This window comes from Brevundimonas sp. Leaf280 (assembly GCF_001422455.1).
In the GTDB taxonomy this organism is placed as follows: Bacteria; Pseudomonadota; Alphaproteobacteria; order Caulobacterales; family Caulobacteraceae; genus Brevundimonas.
Genome location: NZ_LMNC01000004.1, coordinates 187,032 through 204,066 on the forward strand (window position 1 = coordinate 187,032; position 17,035 = coordinate 204,066).

18 protein-coding genes and 1 tRNA gene are annotated in these 17,035 nt (G+C 67.1%); 4 read left to right on the forward strand and 15 right to left on the reverse strand.

Annotated features, from left to right (window positions below; translation table 11 throughout):
* Nucleotides 1-40: 40 nt before the first annotated feature.
* From ASF31_RS09105 to ASF31_RS09135, 7 genes are read right to left on the reverse strand one after another with little or no spacing between them, the layout of a single operon-like run.
* Nucleotides 41-319, reverse strand: a complete 279-nt coding sequence (locus ASF31_RS09105; RefSeq protein ID WP_017504962.1) for a hypothetical protein — start codon at nucleotides 317-319, stop codon at nucleotides 41-43.
* Nucleotides 319-894 (reverse strand): peptide deformylase, encoded by a 576-nt coding sequence (gene def / locus ASF31_RS09110; RefSeq protein WP_039243916.1) that lies wholly within the window; start codon nucleotides 892-894, stop codon nucleotides 319-321. Before def ends, ASF31_RS09105 begins: the two co-directional genes overlap by 1 nt.
* A gap of 57 nt (nucleotides 895-951) precedes the next feature.
* On the reverse strand, nucleotides 952-1,353 hold the full coding sequence (locus ASF31_RS09115; RefSeq protein ID WP_055754354.1) for an acyl-CoA thioesterase: 402 nt from the start codon (nucleotides 1,351-1,353) through the stop codon (nucleotides 952-954).
* Between the two features lie 32 nt (nucleotides 1,354-1,385).
* Complete coding sequence (locus tag ASF31_RS09120) at nucleotides 1,386-1,964, reverse strand: hypothetical protein (protein WP_055754355.1); 579 nt, start codon at nucleotides 1,962-1,964, stop codon at nucleotides 1,386-1,388.
* 4 nt (nucleotides 1,965-1,968) lie between these two features.
* The gene (locus tag ASF31_RS09125; RefSeq protein WP_055754356.1) at nucleotides 1,969-3,141 is read right to left on the reverse strand and encodes a polysaccharide biosynthesis/export family protein; all 1,173 of its coding nucleotides are present in this window, start codon (nucleotides 3,139-3,141) and stop codon (nucleotides 1,969-1,971) included.
* Nucleotides 3,142-3,171: 30 nt separating this feature from the next.
* Entirely contained in the window at nucleotides 3,172-4,455 is a 1,284-nt protein-coding gene (locus tag ASF31_RS09130) for a glycosyltransferase family 1 protein (protein WP_055754357.1), read from the reverse strand.
* 1 nt (nucleotide 4,456) lies between these two features.
* Nucleotides 4,457-5,449 carry an SIS domain-containing protein gene (locus ASF31_RS09135; protein ID WP_055754358.1) on the reverse strand — a complete coding sequence of 331 codons (993 nt, stop codon included), beginning with the start codon at nucleotides 5,447-5,449 and terminating at the stop codon, nucleotides 4,457-4,459.
* A 168-nt stretch (nucleotides 5,450-5,617) separates the two neighbouring features.
* Between ASF31_RS09135 and otsB the strand changes: the two genes are divergently transcribed.
* From otsB to ASF31_RS09150, 3 genes are read left to right on the forward strand one after another with little or no spacing between them, the layout of a single operon-like run.
* Complete coding sequence (gene otsB / locus ASF31_RS09140) at nucleotides 5,618-6,376, forward strand: trehalose-phosphatase (protein WP_235551296.1); 759 nt, start codon at nucleotides 5,618-5,620, stop codon at nucleotides 6,374-6,376.
* A 4-nt stretch (nucleotides 6,377-6,380) separates the two neighbouring features.
* Nucleotides 6,381-8,165, forward strand: coding sequence for a glycoside hydrolase family 15 protein (locus tag ASF31_RS09145; RefSeq protein WP_055754360.1), 1,785 nt, complete (start codon nucleotides 6,381-6,383; stop codon nucleotides 8,163-8,165).
* 42 nt (nucleotides 8,166-8,207) lie between these two features.
* A complete protein-coding gene (locus tag ASF31_RS09150) occupies nucleotides 8,208-9,620 on the forward strand; it encodes a trehalose-6-phosphate synthase (protein ID WP_055754361.1) in 1,413 nt (470 codons plus the stop codon).
* A 3-nt stretch (nucleotides 9,621-9,623) separates the two neighbouring features.
* On the opposite strand, the gene ASF31_RS09155 is transcribed toward ASF31_RS09150, so the two are convergent.
* The 6 genes from ASF31_RS09155 to ASF31_RS09180 form a co-directional block, all read right to left on the reverse strand.
* A complete protein-coding gene (locus ASF31_RS09155) occupies nucleotides 9,624-10,598 on the reverse strand; it encodes an esterase-like activity of phytase family protein (protein ID WP_055754362.1) in 975 nt (324 codons plus the stop codon).
* Nucleotides 10,595-12,478, reverse strand: a complete 1,884-nt coding sequence (gene cobT, locus ASF31_RS09160) for a cobaltochelatase subunit CobT (protein ID WP_055754363.1) — start codon at nucleotides 12,476-12,478, stop codon at nucleotides 10,595-10,597. The genes ASF31_RS09155 and cobT overlap by 4 nt, the downstream gene beginning before the upstream one ends.
* Nucleotides 12,479-12,519: 41 nt before the next feature.
* On the reverse strand, nucleotides 12,520-13,764 hold the full coding sequence (locus ASF31_RS09165) for a DUF418 domain-containing protein (RefSeq protein ID WP_055754364.1): 1,245 nt from the start codon (nucleotides 13,762-13,764) through the stop codon (nucleotides 12,520-12,522).
* Between the two features lie 45 nt (nucleotides 13,765-13,809).
* Nucleotides 13,810-14,367, reverse strand: a complete 558-nt coding sequence (locus tag ASF31_RS09170) for a hypothetical protein (protein WP_055754365.1) — start codon at nucleotides 14,365-14,367, stop codon at nucleotides 13,810-13,812.
* The gene (locus ASF31_RS09175) at nucleotides 14,364-15,245 is read right to left on the reverse strand and encodes a 3-hydroxybutyryl-CoA dehydrogenase (protein ID WP_055754366.1); all 882 of its coding nucleotides are present in this window, start codon (nucleotides 15,243-15,245) and stop codon (nucleotides 14,364-14,366) included. The genes ASF31_RS09170 and ASF31_RS09175 overlap by 4 nt, the downstream gene beginning before the upstream one ends.
* 104 nt (nucleotides 15,246-15,349) lie before the next feature.
* Nucleotides 15,350-15,655, reverse strand: coding sequence for a YggT family protein (locus tag ASF31_RS09180; protein WP_017504977.1), 306 nt, complete (start codon nucleotides 15,653-15,655; stop codon nucleotides 15,350-15,352).
* 163 nt (nucleotides 15,656-15,818) lie between these two features.
* On the opposite strand from ASF31_RS09180, the gene ASF31_RS09185 reads away from it, so the two are divergent.
* Nucleotides 15,819-15,894: transfer RNA gene (locus ASF31_RS09185), tRNA-Ala, on the forward strand.
* Nucleotides 15,895-15,927: 33 nt separating this feature from the next.
* Here ASF31_RS09185 and ASF31_RS09190 read toward each other — a convergent pair.
* Together ASF31_RS09190 and ASF31_RS09195 are read right to left on the reverse strand one after the other, a co-directional pair.
* Entirely contained in the window at nucleotides 15,928-16,482 is a 555-nt protein-coding gene (locus ASF31_RS09190) for a lipocalin family protein (RefSeq protein WP_055754367.1), read from the reverse strand.
* A 53-nt stretch (nucleotides 16,483-16,535) separates the two neighbouring features.
* Nucleotides 16,536-16,913 (reverse strand): hypothetical protein, encoded by a 378-nt coding sequence (locus tag ASF31_RS09195; protein ID WP_055754368.1) that lies wholly within the window; start codon nucleotides 16,911-16,913, stop codon nucleotides 16,536-16,538.
* Nucleotides 16,914-17,035 lie beyond the last annotated feature (122 nt).

Sequence of the window (17,035 nt, forward strand, 5' to 3'; positions counted from 1 at the left end):
GAGCGTGAATCATGCTCTCCAGGAAAGTGGTTTAGGCGGCTTACTGCCAGCGGGTGAAGACGCCGCCGCCCTCGTCCCATTCGCCGCCCGCATCCAAGGCGTCGTCGAAATCGAGCAGACGGTCCAGCAGAAGGCCGGCGACAACACCCAGCAGGGCCACGCCGGCCAGGGTGGCGACGCCGGCGACGCCGACCTTCTGGCTGCGGGTCAGGCGACGACGGCCCGAGGCGTCGATGATCAGCGAGCGGCCGCGCGGGATGGACGGCGCGATGCGGCGCGCGGCGCGTTCGATACGTTCGGGGCGGACGATCTTGGTCATCAGGCGGCGATCCTGTCGCGGGCGGCCTTCTTGACCTTGGTCACGGCGCGATCCCGCTTGAGCCGCGACAGATGGTCGATGAAGAGCACGCCGTTAAGGTGGTCCATCTCGTGCTGGATGCAGACGGCGTAGAGACCCTCGGCCTCTTCCTCCACCGACTGACCGTCACGGTTCAGATAGCGAATGCGGACGCGGGCCGGGCGTTCCACCTTGTCGAAATACTCGGGGATCGACAGGCAGCCTTCCTCGTAGGTGTAGAGCTCGTCCGAGGTCCACAGGATTTCCGGGTTGGCGAAGAAACGCGGGTTCTTGCGCGCCTCGGCGTTCTCGGCCGCCTCTTCCTCGGTCTCACAGACCACGCCGTCCTTGTCGCCGAGGTCCATGACGATGACCCGGTCCAGGGCGCCGATCTGAACTGCGGCCAGACCGATGCCTGGCGCGTCGTACATGGTCTCCAGCATGTCGTCCATCAGGGCGCGGACGGCGTCGTCCACGGCCGCGACGGGCTTGGACACCTGCTTCAGGATCGCCAGGTCGGCGGCGTTGTCGATGGTGAGGATGCGTCGAATGGCCATGGCCGGGACGTAGGCCCGCCCCGGCGCTAGGTCAAGATTTGCGCCCCTTGCCTAGCTTTACGCCTTGCCGGGCAGAGCGCGGGGTTTGCGGTGCTCGTCGATGGCCACATAGGTGAAGACGCCCTGGGTCACGCGCACCGACGCGGCCTGGGGCTGGCCCCGCGCCCGTTTCCACGCTTCGACCTGGACGCGGATGGAGGTGCGGCCCGAGCCGATGACGTGGGCGTAGATGCTGACCTCGTCGCCGACCGAGACGGGCTGGTGAAAGACCATGCCGTCCAGCGCCACGGTGGCGCAGCGCCCGCAGGCCAGTTCGAACGCCGGGGTCGCGCCCGCAAGGTCCATCTGCGCCAGCAGCCAGCCGCCGAAGATGTCGCCCTCGGGGTTGGTGTCGGCGGGCATGGCGATGATGCGACCGACGGGCTGGAATTCGGGAGGCTGTTCGGGGGCGTTGGACATGGAGGGGCCTGCAGTTCGGGGAGGCGGGCTCTCTAGCGCGGCCTTGGCGGCTTGTCGCCCTTGAGCGCCCTGGGACGTGCGGGCTCTGGCACGGACAGGGTCAGACGGGATGTGCGAAAAGCCTGTGCATCGCGCAGGGCGCGCCAGGCGGCGCCCAGTTCCATGGCGGTCAAGAGATGATCGTGGGTCAACACGCCGCGCCGAGACGCCCGCAAGGTCGCGACATCGGCCATGAGACGCGCAGCGGCTTGAACATCGTCGCGGTCCGACCGCGCGCCCAAATCCTCCAGCCGGGCGAAGCGCCATCCCTGTTCGGGCGGATAGCGCAGGGCCAGGGCGAAGCGTTCGGACGGCTCGATCTGGCGGGCGATAAAGATCCAGCCCGCCGTGTCGGGATCGCGGCGATAATGGCCCGGCTGGGTGGGAAGGCCGGCCTGCGCATAGATCTCCAGCGCCCCGGCCTCGATTTCAGCCAAGGCCAGGCTCAAGGCGTCGGGTTGTTCCGGCTCAAGCTCGGTCGGCCGCTCGAACGCGTCGATCGTGTCGTCGACGGGCGCAGCCGGTGACTTGCGTGAAAACAGTCCCGAAAGCAGCGCCCGCCGTCTGGCCATGACGTCAGTTGTTGTTGAGCGTGCTGGTCACCGACACATCATAGACGACGCGGGTCAGGCTCTGAACGACCTCGAAGAACTTGCGCATCTCCGCGGCGCCGGCCAAGGGCACATAGATCACGTCCTCGGGCATGACCTCCATATTGGTGGCGGCGAACACATTGGCGGCGTCGCTGAAGTCCAGTTCATAGACGACCGGCACGCCGCGCGGCGTGGCGGGCTGATTGATGCCCAGCGCCTGCGCGACTTCGGGACGTTCGAAGCGGAAGATCAGAACGCGACGCGCATTGGCCGTATTGGTGTTCAGGCCGCCGACCTTGGACAGGGCGCCGGTCAGGGTCACGGGACCGGCGGGCATATCGACCTGGGCCACGGCGTTCAGGCCGCCGAAGGTCGAGAAGCGACGGGGCTTGTACTGAACATTGACCACGTCGCCACGCTGCAGACGCACGTTCTCGCCGAACTCGGTCGTCACGGCCGACAGGGGCGCGGTGTAGGTGCGGCCCTCGCGTTGGATCGAGATGGTCAGGTCGTCGGTGGTGCGGGCCGAGCCGCCGGCCGCGGCGATCACGTCCAGGATGCGGTCGCTGTTGACGCCGAGCGGCGCACGACCGGGCTGGCGCACGTCGCCCAGCACGTTGACCGTGTTGGAGGCATTGCCGGCGATGGACACCAGCACCTGCGGATTGGCGACCTTGCCAACCAGGGCGCGCCGGATCGCCGCCGCCGCTTGGGTCGAGGTCAGGCCCTGAACACGTACTTGCCCGCCGAACGGAATGGTCACTGAGCCGCTGCGATCGACAGTCGCGCCGGGAAGGGCCTGGTTGCCGCCCGACAACGTTGTGTTCGTGCGGCTGGACGAGGATCCGGAGCCCAGCGTTCCTCCGAACAGCGCGCCCGACGGGTCGAAGATCGAGATCGCCAGGGTGTCGCCCTCACCAATCACGTCTGCGGGCTGATCGCTCGATCCTGCGGCGAGGCTGCCGAAGAACTGCGGCGGAACCTGCTTCATCCGTTCGGTCGCTTCGAACGTCAACGGCACCAGCGCATAGCTGCCCAGAGCCGAGGCGGTCGTAGCCCCGGCGTTGACCGAGGCGCCCGAGGGCCCGTCGCGAGGCAGTGTGGAGCAGCCGCCGAGAATGGCGACAATGGCAAGCGGCAGGATGGTGCGCGTCATGAAGCTGGATAGCCCTCGTTCGCGGATTGATTACAAGCCTTTGGGCGCGCTCGCCAGTGACGAAACGGGCGGAAGGCCGATGACGTCGGCGACGATGCGGAAATGCTCCGACCAACACGGCGCTTGGTAGGAAGGCGGCGTCGGCGGAGGCACAAGCGTCGCCCGCTCGATGGCGGCCAGCCAACCCAGGCCATCGAGCGGATCGATCAGTTCGGCGTTCGGCGTCAATTCGCGGTGCGGCGGGATGTCGGAGGCGATCAGCGACAGGCCCATGGCGCACGCCTCTACGGCGGGCAGGTCGAAGCCTTCGACGGACGAGGGGGCGAGTATGGCGCGGGCCCCGCGCATCAGCCGCGCCAACATGGCGTCGGACAGGTTGGAGGCCTGGTGGACGACCCCTTGCAGATTGGGCGAGCGCTGCAGATGATCCAGCACCGCCTCATTCTCCCAGCCATAGCGACCGACCAGCACCAGGGACGGCGTCTGATCGCCCATCCGTTCTTCCAGTCGCCGCCATAGGGTCAGCAGCAGAGCCAGATTCTTGCGCGCCTCGATCGTGCCGACGTGGACGAAATAGGGACGCGGCGCCTCAATCGCGTCGCCGGCGACGAAGGCCGGCTCGAGCCCGAGGTGGGCGACGTGGACCGGCGGCAGAGGCAGGCCCTCGCGCTCGGCGAAGGCGCGGAGTTCGTCGCCCGTATAGGCGGAGTTGACGATGATCCGGCTGGCCAGGCGCAGGGTGTTTGAGACCCGCGCATGGTGTTTGTCGCCGTCGCCGGGTCGGCAGAACTCAGGATGGGTGACGGGGATCAGATCATGCAGCAGGACGACGCGCTCGATCCCAGCGGCCTTCAATTCTTCCAGCGCCGTCGGCTCATGCAGGGTGGTGTGGCCGACGGTCAGATACAGGTCGGCCTGCGGCAGCGGGGCGACGTGGCGCGAACGGAAGAACTGTTTGAACACCCGCGTCTTGTCGGCGGGCTTCTCCTTCTCGGGAGCGGGCGCCGGGCAAAGCACCGAGGCGGCCGGCCGTCGTTCCGCCGTCAGGGCGGCGAGCAGCCGCTGTTCGTGCGCCAGATCTGCGGCTGTGCTGGCGGCGCCGTTCCATTTGGCGCGCAGGTCGGCCACGAACCGCCGGAACCAGCCGATCTCGACGGCGACCAGCCGGTTCTTGCGGCCACGCACCGGGATGGTCGTGATATCGGGCGAGGCCAGCAGCCATTCGGCATAGGCCAGACACACCCGGTCCACGCCCGTCGGCGCCGACCGTTCGGCCCGGCTCATCAGCCGGCTGGCGTCGTAGAGAATGCGCATACTAGGCGACGTAGCCGGCCTGCATCAGTTCGGCGATATGGACGATGGCCGTGGGTTTGCCGTCCTCGACGACGAACAGATTGGCGATCTTGTTGGCGGTCAACAGATCGACGACGTCGCTCATGCGCGCATCCGGGTCCACGGTGATGGGATTGGCGCCCATGATATCGGCCGCCGTAAGATGGGTGGTGTCGCGCTGGAACGCACGGCGCAGGTCGCCGTCGGTGACGATGCCTGCCAGCGCGCCATCGGCGTCCAGGACGGCCACCGCGCCCTTTCGGCCTTCGGTGATCGCGGAGACCACATCGCCGAAGCTGGCGTTCAACGGGACGCTGGCCGGGACGGCGGCATTGTCACCCATCCATTCGCGCACGCTTTGCAAGCTCATGCCCAGGGCGCCACCGGGGTGGTGCAGGCCGAAGTCCATGGCCGTGAACTTGCGGCGATCCATCAGCACCATGGCCAAGGCGTCGCCCAGGGCCAGGGTCATCAGGGTAGAGGTGGTGGGCGCCAAGCCATTGGGGCAGGCCTCGGCGACCTTGGGCATGGTCAGGCAGACCGCTGCGTTGCGTCCCAGGAAGCTGCCGGGCCGCTGCGTGATGGCGATGACGGGAATGCCGTTGCGTTGGCAATAGATCAGCGGATCGCGCAGCTCGCGGCTCTCGCCCGAGTTGGAGATGGCGAGCACCGTCACGTCGGGACGCAGCATCCCCAGGTCGCCGTGGCTCATCTCGGCGGGGTGAACGAAGAAGGCGTTGGTGCCGGTCGAGGCCAGTGTGGCGGCGATCTTGCCGCCGATATGGCCCGACTTGCCCATGCCGGTGACGACGACATAGCCCGGCCGGCTCATGATGACATCGACCGCGCGCGCCATCGACACGTCGATCGAGCGTTCCAGCGCCTCCAGCGCTTCGATGTTCAGACGCATGACCTCACGGGCGCGGTCGGTCATCACGGCGATGTCGTCGGGGGTCGAGTGAGCGATCTCGGTCATAGTGTTCTGGCCCGCAGCCGGGCTCTCCTTCTTTGACGAGCGCGATCCGCCGTGATTGCGTTTCGCGCGCCGCCTCCCTTTCAGACGACTTTGTCGGTTTCTGGTCAACCTTTGCCGCTCTGGCGCGTTACGCCGACCGGGGAACTAAAACAAAGAGTTTGATCGTCAATGCCGTCTCATGCCGGAGCCGCCTCGCTATTGCTCCCGACACCGCCCGTCGTCGCCGACGGGATTGCTCTGTTCCTGGACATGGACGGCGTGCTGGCGCCGATGGCCCCGACGCCCGACGCCGTCGTGCCGACCGCGCGTCGTACGGCGGCGCTGAAGGCGGTCGAGGCGCGGCTTGCGGGTCGCGTCGCCATCGTCAGCGGCCGCACCCTCGCCGAGATCGACCGCATTTCCGATCATGCCCTTGTCTCGGGCTCGGGCGTGCATGGGCTGGAGCGGCGGCTGAAGGACGGCTCCATTGAACGCAAGACGCCCGACGCCGGCGTCGCCCAAGCGCTGGATGCGTTCGAGGAATTCGCCGCCGATCGCCCCGGCGTGATCGTCGAGGACAAGGGCGTCTCCGTCGGTTTGCACTATCGTCAGGCGCCGGATGAAGCCGGCGCCGCCAAGGGCTTGGCCGCCGAGCTGCAGGCCGAAACGGGATTGACGCTCCAACCCGGTCATATGGTGCTGGAGCTGAAGACGCCTGGCGCCGACAAGGGCACGGCCGTCACGGCCTTTATGCAAGAGGCGCCGTTCAAGGGTGCTGTCCCGGTCATGCTGGGCGACGACTTGACCGACGAATACGGGTTCGAGGCTGCGGCGGCGCTGGGCGGATACGGCGTGTTGGTCGGCCCCGAGCGCGAGACGGCGGCCCGTTACCGACTGGACGATGTGGATGCTGTGCTCACCTGGCTGGAAGCCGTAGCGAAGGCCTGAACCGATGAAGCCCAATCTGGATCTGTTTCCCATCGGCAACTGCGGCGTCAGCGCCCTGATCGACCGCCAGGGGCGTTTCGTCTGGGCCTGCGCGCCGCGCGTGGACGGCGACCCGGTCTTTTCCGCCCTGATGGATGGCATGGAGCCCGAGCATGGCTTCTGGGCCATCGAGATGGAGGACGTGAAGTCGATCGATCAGGCCTATGTCCGCAACACGCCGGTTTTGCGCACGGTCATGACGGCCGAGGACGGATCGTCAGCCGAGATCATCGACTTCGCCCCGCGTCATCCGAAACATTCGCGCACCTATCGGCCGCTGGCCTTTGCGCGCATCGTGCGGCCGCTGTCGGGGACGCCGCGCATCCGTGTGCGGTTGCGGCCCTCGACAGACTGGGGCGCGCGCCCGGCGCCGCACACCTCCGGATCTAATCACATCCGCTATATGTGCGCCGACGTCACCTTCCGCCTGACGACCGATTGTCCCGTGTCGCATGTGCTGGAGGAGCGCGTGTTCCGGCTGGAGCGGTCGCACGCCTTCTTCCTGGGCCCGGACGAGGGCTACGACCAGGATGTCGGCCACGGCGTGCAGGGCGCGCTCGATCGCACGGTCGCTTATTGGCAGGACTGGGTGCGCAAACTCTATCTGCCGCTCGACTATCAGGAAGCTGTGATCCGCGCGGCGATCACGCTGAAGCTGTGCGCCTATGAAGAGACCGGCGCCATCGTCGCCGCCATGACGACGTCGGTGCCCGAGTTCAAGGAAAGCGGGCGCAACTGGGACTATCGCTACTGCTGGATCCGCGACGCCTATTACACGGTGCGGGCGCTGAACCGGTTGGGTGCGGTCGACATCCTCGAGAACTACCTCGTCTATCTGAGGAATCTGGTCGACGATTCCGCCGGCGGTCATGTCCAGCCGGTCTATGGCGTGGGCCTAGAGCCTGGAATCGGCGAGAGCATCATCGACAGCGTCGAGGGCTACCGCGGCATGAAGCCGGTGCGGATCGGCAATCAGGCGCACGAACATCTGCAACACGACGTCTACGGACAGATCGTGCTGCCTCTGGTTCAGGCCTTCTATGACGCACGGCTCCTGCGTCCGGGTACGCTGGAGGATTTCCACGCGCTGGAGGCGATCGGTGAGCGCGCCTTCGCCATGCACGATCAGACCGACGCGGGCCTGTGGGAGTTCCGCACCATTGCGCGGGTCCACACCTATTCGTCCGTAATGTGCTGGGCCGCCTGCGATCGTCTGGCCAAGGCGGCGGACCATCTGAATCTGCCGGATCGGGCCGTCTTCTGGCGTGAGCGGGCGCAAATCATCCGTCAGCGGATCGAGGCGGAGGCCTATCTGCCCGACGAGGGCCGGTTCGCCGCCAGCTTCGGCGGCCGCGAGTTGGATGCCTCCCTGCTGCAGATGACCGATCTGGGCTTCCTCGACGCCCACGATCCGCGTCAGGTCGCCACCTTCGACGCCATCGAGCGCGACCTGAAAAAGGGCAGCCATCTGTTCCGCTATGTCGAACCGGACGACTTCGGCGAGCCGGAAACGGCCTTCAACTTCTGCACCTTCTGGTTCATCGAGGCCCTGCACCAGAACGGCCGCATCGAGGAAGCGCGCACCATCTTCCAGGAGATGCTGAGCCGGCGAACGGCCGCCGGGCTGTTGAGCGAGGACATCTCGATCGACGATGGCGAGCTGTGGGGCAACTATCCGCAGACCTATTCCCTGGTCGGCATCATCAATTGCGCCGTGCTGTTGAGCCGTTCCTGGACCGATGTGCGTTAATGTCTGGACCCCGGGGCTGGGGTCGCCGAGTGAAGTGAAGTCATGAGCCGCCTGATCGTCGTTTCGAACCGGGTTTCGGCCCCGACCGACCCCGCCGCCGGGTCCGCCGGGGGCCTCGCGATGGCCCTGTCCGCCGCTCTGCGAAAATACGACGGCCTGTGGTTCGGTTGGTCTGGCGAACGGATCGATCACTACACCGGCGAGGTGAAGATCGAAGACCGGGCCGGCGTCACTGTGGGGCTCGTCGATCTGGAGGGGCAGGACGTCGATGAATACTACAACGGCTACGCCAACAAGACGCTGTGGCCGCTGTTCCACCACCGCATCGACCTGGCCCAGTATGAGCGGTCCTATGGCGAGGGCTACGAGCGGGTGAACCGCCGCTTCGCCGAGGCGCTGGCGCCGTTGATCCAGCCCGAGGACATGATCTGGATCCACGACTATCACATGATCCCGATGGCGCGGGATCTCCGCCGCTTGGGCGTGCGCAACCGGATCGGCTTCTTCCTGCACACGCCCTGGCCGGCGCGACAGTTGCTGGTGACCCTGCCGCATCACCGACGCCTGGTGGAATCGATGTTCGATTTCGACCTGATCGGTTTCCACACCCAGGAATGGAGCGATCTGTTCACCGACTATGTGGTGTCCGAGGCCCAGGGCGAGTTGGACGGGACTGGCGGGCTGGAGTGTTTCGGTCGCAAGGTCCAGACCGGCGTCTTCCCCATCGGCATCGATGTCGACGGGTTCCTGGCGGCGCGAAATTCGGCGCTTGGGGCGCGAACCTATGATCGAATGGCGGCGTCGTCAGCCTTCCGCTCGATGATCGTGGGGGTGGACCGGCTGGACTATTCCAAGGGGCTGGAAGAGCGGCTGCTGGGTTACGAACAGTTTCTGCACGACAACGCCTCGATGCGGGGCGAGGTCTTCCTGTTGCAGGTCACGCCCATCTCGCGCGACGACGTGGACAGCTATCAGGACATTCGTTCGCGGCTGGACGCCCTGGCGGGACGGATCAACGGCGCCTTCGCCGACATGGACTGGCAGCCGATCCGTTATCTGAATCGCACCTATCGCCGGGATCAGCTGGCCGGCATCTATCGCGCGGCGCGGGTGGGCTTGGTCACGCCGCTGCGCGACGGCATGAACCTGGTGGCCAAGGAATATGTTTGCGCCCAGAACCCCGACGATCCGGGCGTGTTGATCCTGTCGCGGTTCGCCGGCGCGGCCGAGCAGATGGGCGAGGCCCTGCTGGTCAATCCCTACAGCCGCGAGGAGCTGTCGGATGCCATACAGAAGGCGCTGACCATGCCCTTGGCCGAGCGTATTCGGAAATGGGAAGCCCTGATGGATGTGGTTCGCGCCACCGATGTCGGCATCTGGCGCGATGATTTCGTGCGCGCCCTGCAAGCCGATGAATCGACCTCGCAACCGACGCAGTGGGCCGGCGCGGCCTGACGCCTAGCGCAGGTCGAAGGCCAGCATCAGGGTGCGCTGGGCCGGATTGAAGTTGTCGTCGGAGAGGATGTAGAGGCGGTTCCCGCCGTTTCGCATCTCTGCGGCGATACCCTCAAAATTGTCGGTCGTGCCGGGCAGTTTCAGCTCGATCAACACCGGCCCCAGCGTTCCGTCGGGGGCCATGCGGCGCACGCGCGCGCGCATGTCGACGGGCGCCCGGTACAGGCGCTGGGCCACGAACCATCCGGCGCCGGACGGATCCCGATCCAAACCGGTGATGCGGTATTCGCTGTCGGGGATCGGCGTCTGCGGAGGCGTGCTCACACCCTTGCATCTCGCAGCTGAGCAATCCCAGACGCCGCCGGCCTCGCCCGAGACGCGCCAGCCGCCGGGCGCAATGGCCAACCCCTCCATACCGTCGTTCTCGGTGAAGGCGAAGTCGGGCGACCGCACTGGCGTTGGCCGCGTCCGCAGCGCCGACAAGGGACCGTAGTTCCAGATGCGATGACGCCGCTCGAAACTGACCAGCAGATCGCCGGAGGGGGTGATGGCCAAGCCCTCGGCGTCGCCGTCCGACTTGTCGGAAATCGCGGCGCCGTCCTGAAGCGTCAGCCGACGCGAGCGGAAGTGATCCAGGCCGGCCAGCCGCCCCCGGGCGTCCAGCCGAATGTCGCCGCGCACCAGATCACCGGCGTCTGACACCGTGACGAAACCGCCGTCGCCGGTCAGCTTCAGGTCCGAAAGGCTGTGTAGCGGCGATGTCGGAGCCGCGCTGATCTGCAGGCCGCCGGCGAACGTCACGCCGTCAGCCAACTGCGTGCCGCCGGGCAGGCCCAGGCTGACGCTTCGCAGCTCTGCGACTTGGGGCGTCCAGCCGTCCGACGACAGCGGATAGGGACGCGGCGCGCCCAGCGAGGCGGCGCAGGCCGACAGCGACAGCGCGACCCAGACACTGGCTAGCCGGCCGAAACGGCTCATGCCGCCAGCTTTCGCTTGGTGCGACGGGTGGGACCCGCCGCCCCCTCGTTCTCGAACAGTTCGGCCAGCTTCTCGGTCATGGCCCCCGCCAGCTGTTCGACATCGACGATAGTCAGGGCCTTGCGATACCAGCGGGTCACGTCATGGCCGATGCCGATGGCCAAAAGCTCGACCGGCGAGCGGTCCTCGATTTCTGCGATCACCTGGCGCAGGTGCTTGTCCAGATAGAGCGCCGCATTGGACGACTGGGTCGAGTCGTCCACCGGCGAGCCGTCGGAAATGACCATCAAGATGCGCCGTTGTTCGGTGCGAGCCAGCAAACGACCGTGCGCCCATTGCAGGGCCTCGCCGTCGATGTTCTCCTTGAGCAGGCCCTCGCGCATCATCAGGCCGAGGTTCTTCTTGGCCCGGCGCCAGGGCGCGTCGGCGGCCTTGTAGATGATGTGGCGCAGGTCGTTCAGGCGGCCCGGATTGGCGGGCTTGCCGGCGGTGATCCAGGCCTCGCGGCTCTGTCCACCCTTCCAGGCGCGGGTGGTGAAGCCCAGGATCTCGACCTTGACGCCGCAGCGTTCCAGCGTCCGCGCCAGGATGTCGGCGCAGACCGCCGCCACCATGATCGGCCGCCCGCGCATCGAGCCGGAGTTGTCCAGCAGCAGGGTCACGACCGTGTCGCGGAACGGGCTTTCGCTCTCGGCCTTGAACGACAGGGGCGCGGTCGGGTCGGTGACGATCCGGGTAAGGCGCGCGGTGTCAAGCATCCCCTCTTCCAGATCGAAGACCCAGGAGCGGTTCTGCTGCGCCAGCAGGCGGCGTTGCAGCTTGTTGGCCAGGCGCGACACGACGCTGGACAGGATGGCCAGCTGGCCGTCCAGCAGGGCGCGCAGCCGATCCAGCTCGACCGGGTCGCAGAGGTCGGCGGCGTCCACCACCTCGTCGAAGGCTGTGGTGAAGACGCGGTAGAAATCGACCGCGCGGCCGTCGTCGGCCGTCTGCTGACGGTTCGGCTGCTGGCCTTCCTGAAGTTCCGGGCCATCGTCGGCGCCTTCGCCGTCGGGATCGGCGGGCGCGCCTTCGGGGCGACTTTCGCGCTCTTGCTCGGAAGACTGATCATCGGCGTCGCCCTCCATCGACTGGGAGCCTTCGCCGCCGTCCTGCTCTTCCTCCTCGTCCTGATCGTCGTCGGCCGCAGGGTCCTGAGGATCCGGTTCCTCGTCGCCGGGATCTTCGGACGTATCCTCGCCGCGCCCGTCGCCGGGGTCGAGGTCCAGCGCGCGCAGCACCTCGCGCATCTTCAGCGCAAAGCCTTCCTGATCGCCCGCCGTGCCGGCCAGGGCGTCCAGCTTGGCGCCGGCCTTGGCCTCGATGTTGGCGCGCACCAGATCCAGCATGGCCCGGGCGCCGTCGGGGGCCGGGCGCCCGGTCAGCCGCTCGCGGACAAGCAGGGCCACGGCCTCGGACACGGGCACGCGGTCGGCGTCGCTGATCCGCAGGGCGCCGGTCTTTTCCAGTCGCGTGATCAGGGCGGCGCCCAGATTGTCGCGCACCCCGGCCAGATGTTCCGAACCGAAGGCCTCGACCCGCGCCTGTTCGACCGCGTCGAACACCTCGGCCGCCTTGGCGTCCGCCGGCCGCATCCGGCTGTTCACTGCCGCGTCGTGATTGGCCAAACGCAGCGCCAGCCGGTCGGCCTGGCCGCGCAAGGACGCGCTCTCGGGCCCCGATGGGTCGCGCGGCGGATGGGGCAGCGTCAGGACGCCGTTCGACAGTTTGGGCCCGTCGGACCCGAACACCACCTCCAGCTCGGGCTGTTCGGCCAGCGCCCGCGCGGCATGACCCAGCGCGCGCTTGAAGGTTTCGGCGGGAGTATCCGGGGCGGCCATGGCCCTCAGTTAATCGCTTCGCGCCTGCGATAAAAGCGCCGTCAGCCGCCTTTTGAAATCGGCACGCGACGGCCGTAGGTCAGACAGCGCCAAACCCACTCCAGCGGCCCCATGCTGAACCGCGACAACCACAGCGGCGACCAGATCAGTTGAAGCGCCCAAACCGCCAGGACCAGGCCCCACATCTGCACATAGTCGGCCCGTCCGAACAGGCGCGGCCCCCACGGCATGTAGAAGATCGACGTCATGATCAGGGTCTGGGTCAGATAGTTGGTGAAGGCCATCTGTCCCACCGGCCGCAGCGCCGCCGTGATCCAGGCCGCCCCTCGCGTCGTCGCCAGCACGATCAGGCTGACGTAGGTCAGGGTGACGAAGACAGGGAAGGAGGCGACGACCTCCGCCAGGCCGCGCGTCGGGTGGGCTCCGGCCGGGGCCATGGCCTCGCGCCATTCCAGCACGCCCAGCAGGGCCAGCACGGCGCCGCCGACAGCGATCAACGCGACATAAACCCCGTTGGGCGCCCGGCCGCTGAATACGCCGGCCTTGAACAGGCCCAGACCCAGCATCATCAGGGCCACGGTCGAGAAGACGAACATGGTCAGGCTGGCGCCCTGCAGCAGCAGCCAGTTCTGAAGGTTCTGGCCCATCGCCCCGGCCCAGCCGCTGCGATAGGCGGCGATCGACTCCGTCACCATGGCGGCGGTGTAATGCGGCCCGCCCTGGTTCATCGCCTCGGTGATCGCCGGCGGCCCGGCGACCATCAGCCAGGTCGCACCCGCCTGCATCGCGCCCAGCAACAGGGTCACGCCCAGGCCGATCCCGATCAACGTCCCGGCCCGCATCGACCGCATCAGCATTACGAACAGGCCCGACCAGGCGTAGAGCAGCAGCACGTCGCCATACCAGAAGGCCAGGCCGTGGATCAGGGCTATGACGGCCAGCCAGAACAGGCGGCGTCGCAGCAGTTTGCCACGCGCCGCATCGCCCCGCTCGCCCCCGACCAGATAGATCGAGGCCCCGAACAGCATCGAAAACAGGGTGATGAACTTCTGATGGAAGAAGACGTCCATCGTCCAGCGCGCCACGGCGTTGGCGCCGGTGACCGGAAACGGGCTGAGGCTGGCGTCCTGATAGACCATGACCGGCAGGCCGAACGAGACGACATTGACGGCCAGGATGCCCAGCACCGCCAGCCCCCGCATGACGTCCAGGCTGGCGATGCGCGAGGTCGCCGCGACGGGCGACAGGATCTCCGCCGCATCCTTGTCCGTGTCGTCCATGGTCATTCTCGGATCCCCCCAATCCTCGAACTCAGGCGTCGTGTGCGCCTGTTAGCCCTTGGGCATCAGGCCCAGTCTGTCCTTGACCGCCGGCCGCGCCTCGAAGGCGATAAAGGCGGCGCACAGCCCGGCCCACAGGGCGTAGCTGACGCCCACGATCATGGCGATGGGCAGGCCGCCGACCCCGAAGATCAGCAGGGTGGTCTCGGTCGCGCCCAGGGCCTGCATCACATCGCCGGCCTCGAACCAGCCCATCACGCTCATGGCCAGGGCGACGACGATCTGAACCAGGGCCGCCGCCAGGCCGCCGTACATCATGAAACGCCAGACCACGCCCAGCCGCGTGCCGGGCCGCCCGTCGCGCTTGCGCTCGTTCAGCACGCGATACAGCGCCAGCGGCACGGTGATCAGCCCGATCAGCATCACCACCAGCCGCCAGTCCATGTCGCGACCCGGCAGATAGGCGTGCGGCCGCCAGAAGGGCAGGGTCAACCACAGAGGCGGCCAGGCCGCGCCGGCCAAACAGGCCAGAATCCGGGGCGTCCGCCCGGGCCGCGCGGCGATGGTCGCCTGACCGGGCAGGTCGGAATAGCTCTCGAACCGGCTCATCGCGTCGGCGCCGGCGCAGCGCCGGAATAGTCATAGAAGCCGCGTCCGCTCTTCCTGCCCAGCCAGCCGGCCTCGACATATTTCACCAGCAGCGGACAGGGGCGGTACTTGCTGTCGGCCAGCCCGTCATACAGCACGTTCATGATCGCCAGGACGACGTCCAGACCCATGAAGTCCGCCAATTCCAGCGGGCCCATCGGATGATTGGCGCCCAGACGCAGCGCCTTGTCGATCGAGGCGACGTTGCCGACCCCTTCGTAAAGGGCGAAGATGGCCTCGTTCATCATCGGCACCAGGATGCGGTTGACGATGAAGGCGGGAAAATCCTCGGCGTCCGTGGTGGTCTTGCCCAGGCTCTCGGCGAAGGCGACGGCGGCGGAGTGGGTCTCGGCCGAGGTGGCGATGCCGCGGATGATCTCCACCAGCTTCATCACCGGCGCCGGCTTCATGAAGTGCAGGCCGACGAACCGGTCCGGCCGGTCCGTCGAGGACGCCAGGCGGGTGATCGAGATCGACGAGGTATTGGACGCCAACAGGGTTTGCGGCCCCAGGTGCGGCACCACCTGCGCATAGATGGCCTTCTTGACGGCCTCGTCTTCCAGCGCAGCCTCGATGACCAGATCGGCGCCGGCGACGGCCTCGGCCATCACGTCGCTTGTCGTGATGCGGATCAGGGCTGCGTCGGCCGCGGCCTGGTCGACCAGTCCGCGGCCGACGTGACGCGCCAGGCTGGCCGCGATCTCGCCCTGCGCCAGCGGCAGCCGGTCGGCGACGACGTCATAAAGGCGAACCGAATAGCCCCCAAGCGCGACCGCCTGCGCGATGCCTGCGCCCATCTGTCCGGCGCCCAGAATGGCGACTGTGGTGATCGAGGTCATGAACCGTGGTCGAAAGTGGTCGGGCGGGCACCTTTAGAAAGGAAGGCGCGCGGCGCAAGAGCGGATCAACCCTCTCGCATCAGATTTCCGCCCGCCGTGTCGCCTCAGCCGAGCAGTTGGATCAAGGCCGGCGCCGCCGTGCGGTTGAACAGCACGCTGATGAACTGCAGCAGCAGGATCACCACGATGGGCGAGATGTCGATGCCGCCCAGGTTCGGAATGATGCGGCGGAACGGCTCCAGCAGAGGCGCGGTGACGCGGTCCAGGAAGGTCCCGACCGAATAGACGAAGCGGTTGCGATAGTTGACGACGTCGAACGCCACCAACCAGCTCAGAATGGCCTGGGCGATGATGAACCAGATCATCAGACTGATGATGGTGTTGATCAACCAGACGAGCGCATAGCCCATGAACGGTAACTCCTGCTTGGATCGGCGCTTCTAGCCTGTTCGCCCCGGCTCCGACAACGGCCGTATCCGACCTGCGCGCTTTGCGCGCACAAGCCCGTTGACACCACGCCCGCCCGCCTTCTATGTCCGCCACGCCTGTGAAACCCGATCCCACGCTGGAAACGGGGCCGTAGCTCAGTTGGTAGAGCGCGTCGTTCGCAATGACGAGGTCAGGGGTTCGACTCCCCTCGGCTCCACCAGGCTTCTTCTCTAAAATTATCTGGAAGTCAGCGTCAGTGCTGCGTCGTTCGCACCAGCGTCAGGTCGTAGCCCAGGCTGCGGGCGCGGGTCAGGATCGTGTCGCGGACGGACGGCGCGGGTTGCGCGGTGCGGCTGAGCAGCCAAAGGTAGCGACCCGACGGCTCGCCGACGATGGACCAGGAATAGTCGTCGGCGTGGTCCAGCACCCAATAGTCGCCGACGTAGAAGGGGCCGAAGAAGGACACCTTCAGCTTGGCGTTGTCGCTGCCCTCGACGATCTTCGCCTTGCCCTCTGAGGTTTTTTCCGGGCCGTCGACCGCATCCTGTCGGCAGGTGTTCAGCACCCCGACCAGACCGTCGTCGCGCACCGTATATTGGGCGGTCACGCCTTCGCAGCCGCGCTCGAACCCGTTCTCGTAGCGCCCGATTTCATACCACAGGCCGGCGTAGCGGTTCAGGTCGACCGGCTTCGTGGGTTGAGGCACGGCGGCGTTGCCGACGGGACCGCGTTGCAGGGTGGCGCAGGCGCCCAGCGCCAGGGCGGCGCCGGCGATCAGGGCGATGGAAGCGGTGCGAGCGATTTTCATGGCCGCAGAACGACGATGAGGGCGCCCGGTTCCGGACACTCGGTCTCGGCAGATCACCGGAGCGCGACGTAGCCCCGTTCGATGACCCGACGCAGAGCCTCGTAGGCTTCGGCCAGTTCGTCGTAGGCGGTGCGGGCGGCGGTCAGGCGGGCGACTTGGTCCGGCGTGACAGCCGAGCCGGAGTGGGCCAGGCGCAGCGATTCCGCGACCCATTTGGCGCGGGCCGTGGCGGTCATCACCGCCAGCTTTTGCAGCGAGCCGGCGTCCACGCCGGTCAGGGCGTGCCCGATCACCTCCTTGTTGGCGACATAGGCGGCGTAGTCGATCTGCTCCAACTGCCCGCGCAGGCGGCGCTGTTCGTGCGGATCGGTGTCCTGCGGCTCGAAATGGTCGCTGTGGCGGCGGGTGCTGGACGTCATCTTGGTCGACATGGGCGAGCCCTCCCCGGCCTGTCCTGGCGGTCTCGGCGGCCGCTCGACAAAGAAGGTGCGCCGTCTCGGTTAACGCCGCGTTGCGCTTGGGACCCACGCATCCGATATCGGGGCCACACAGG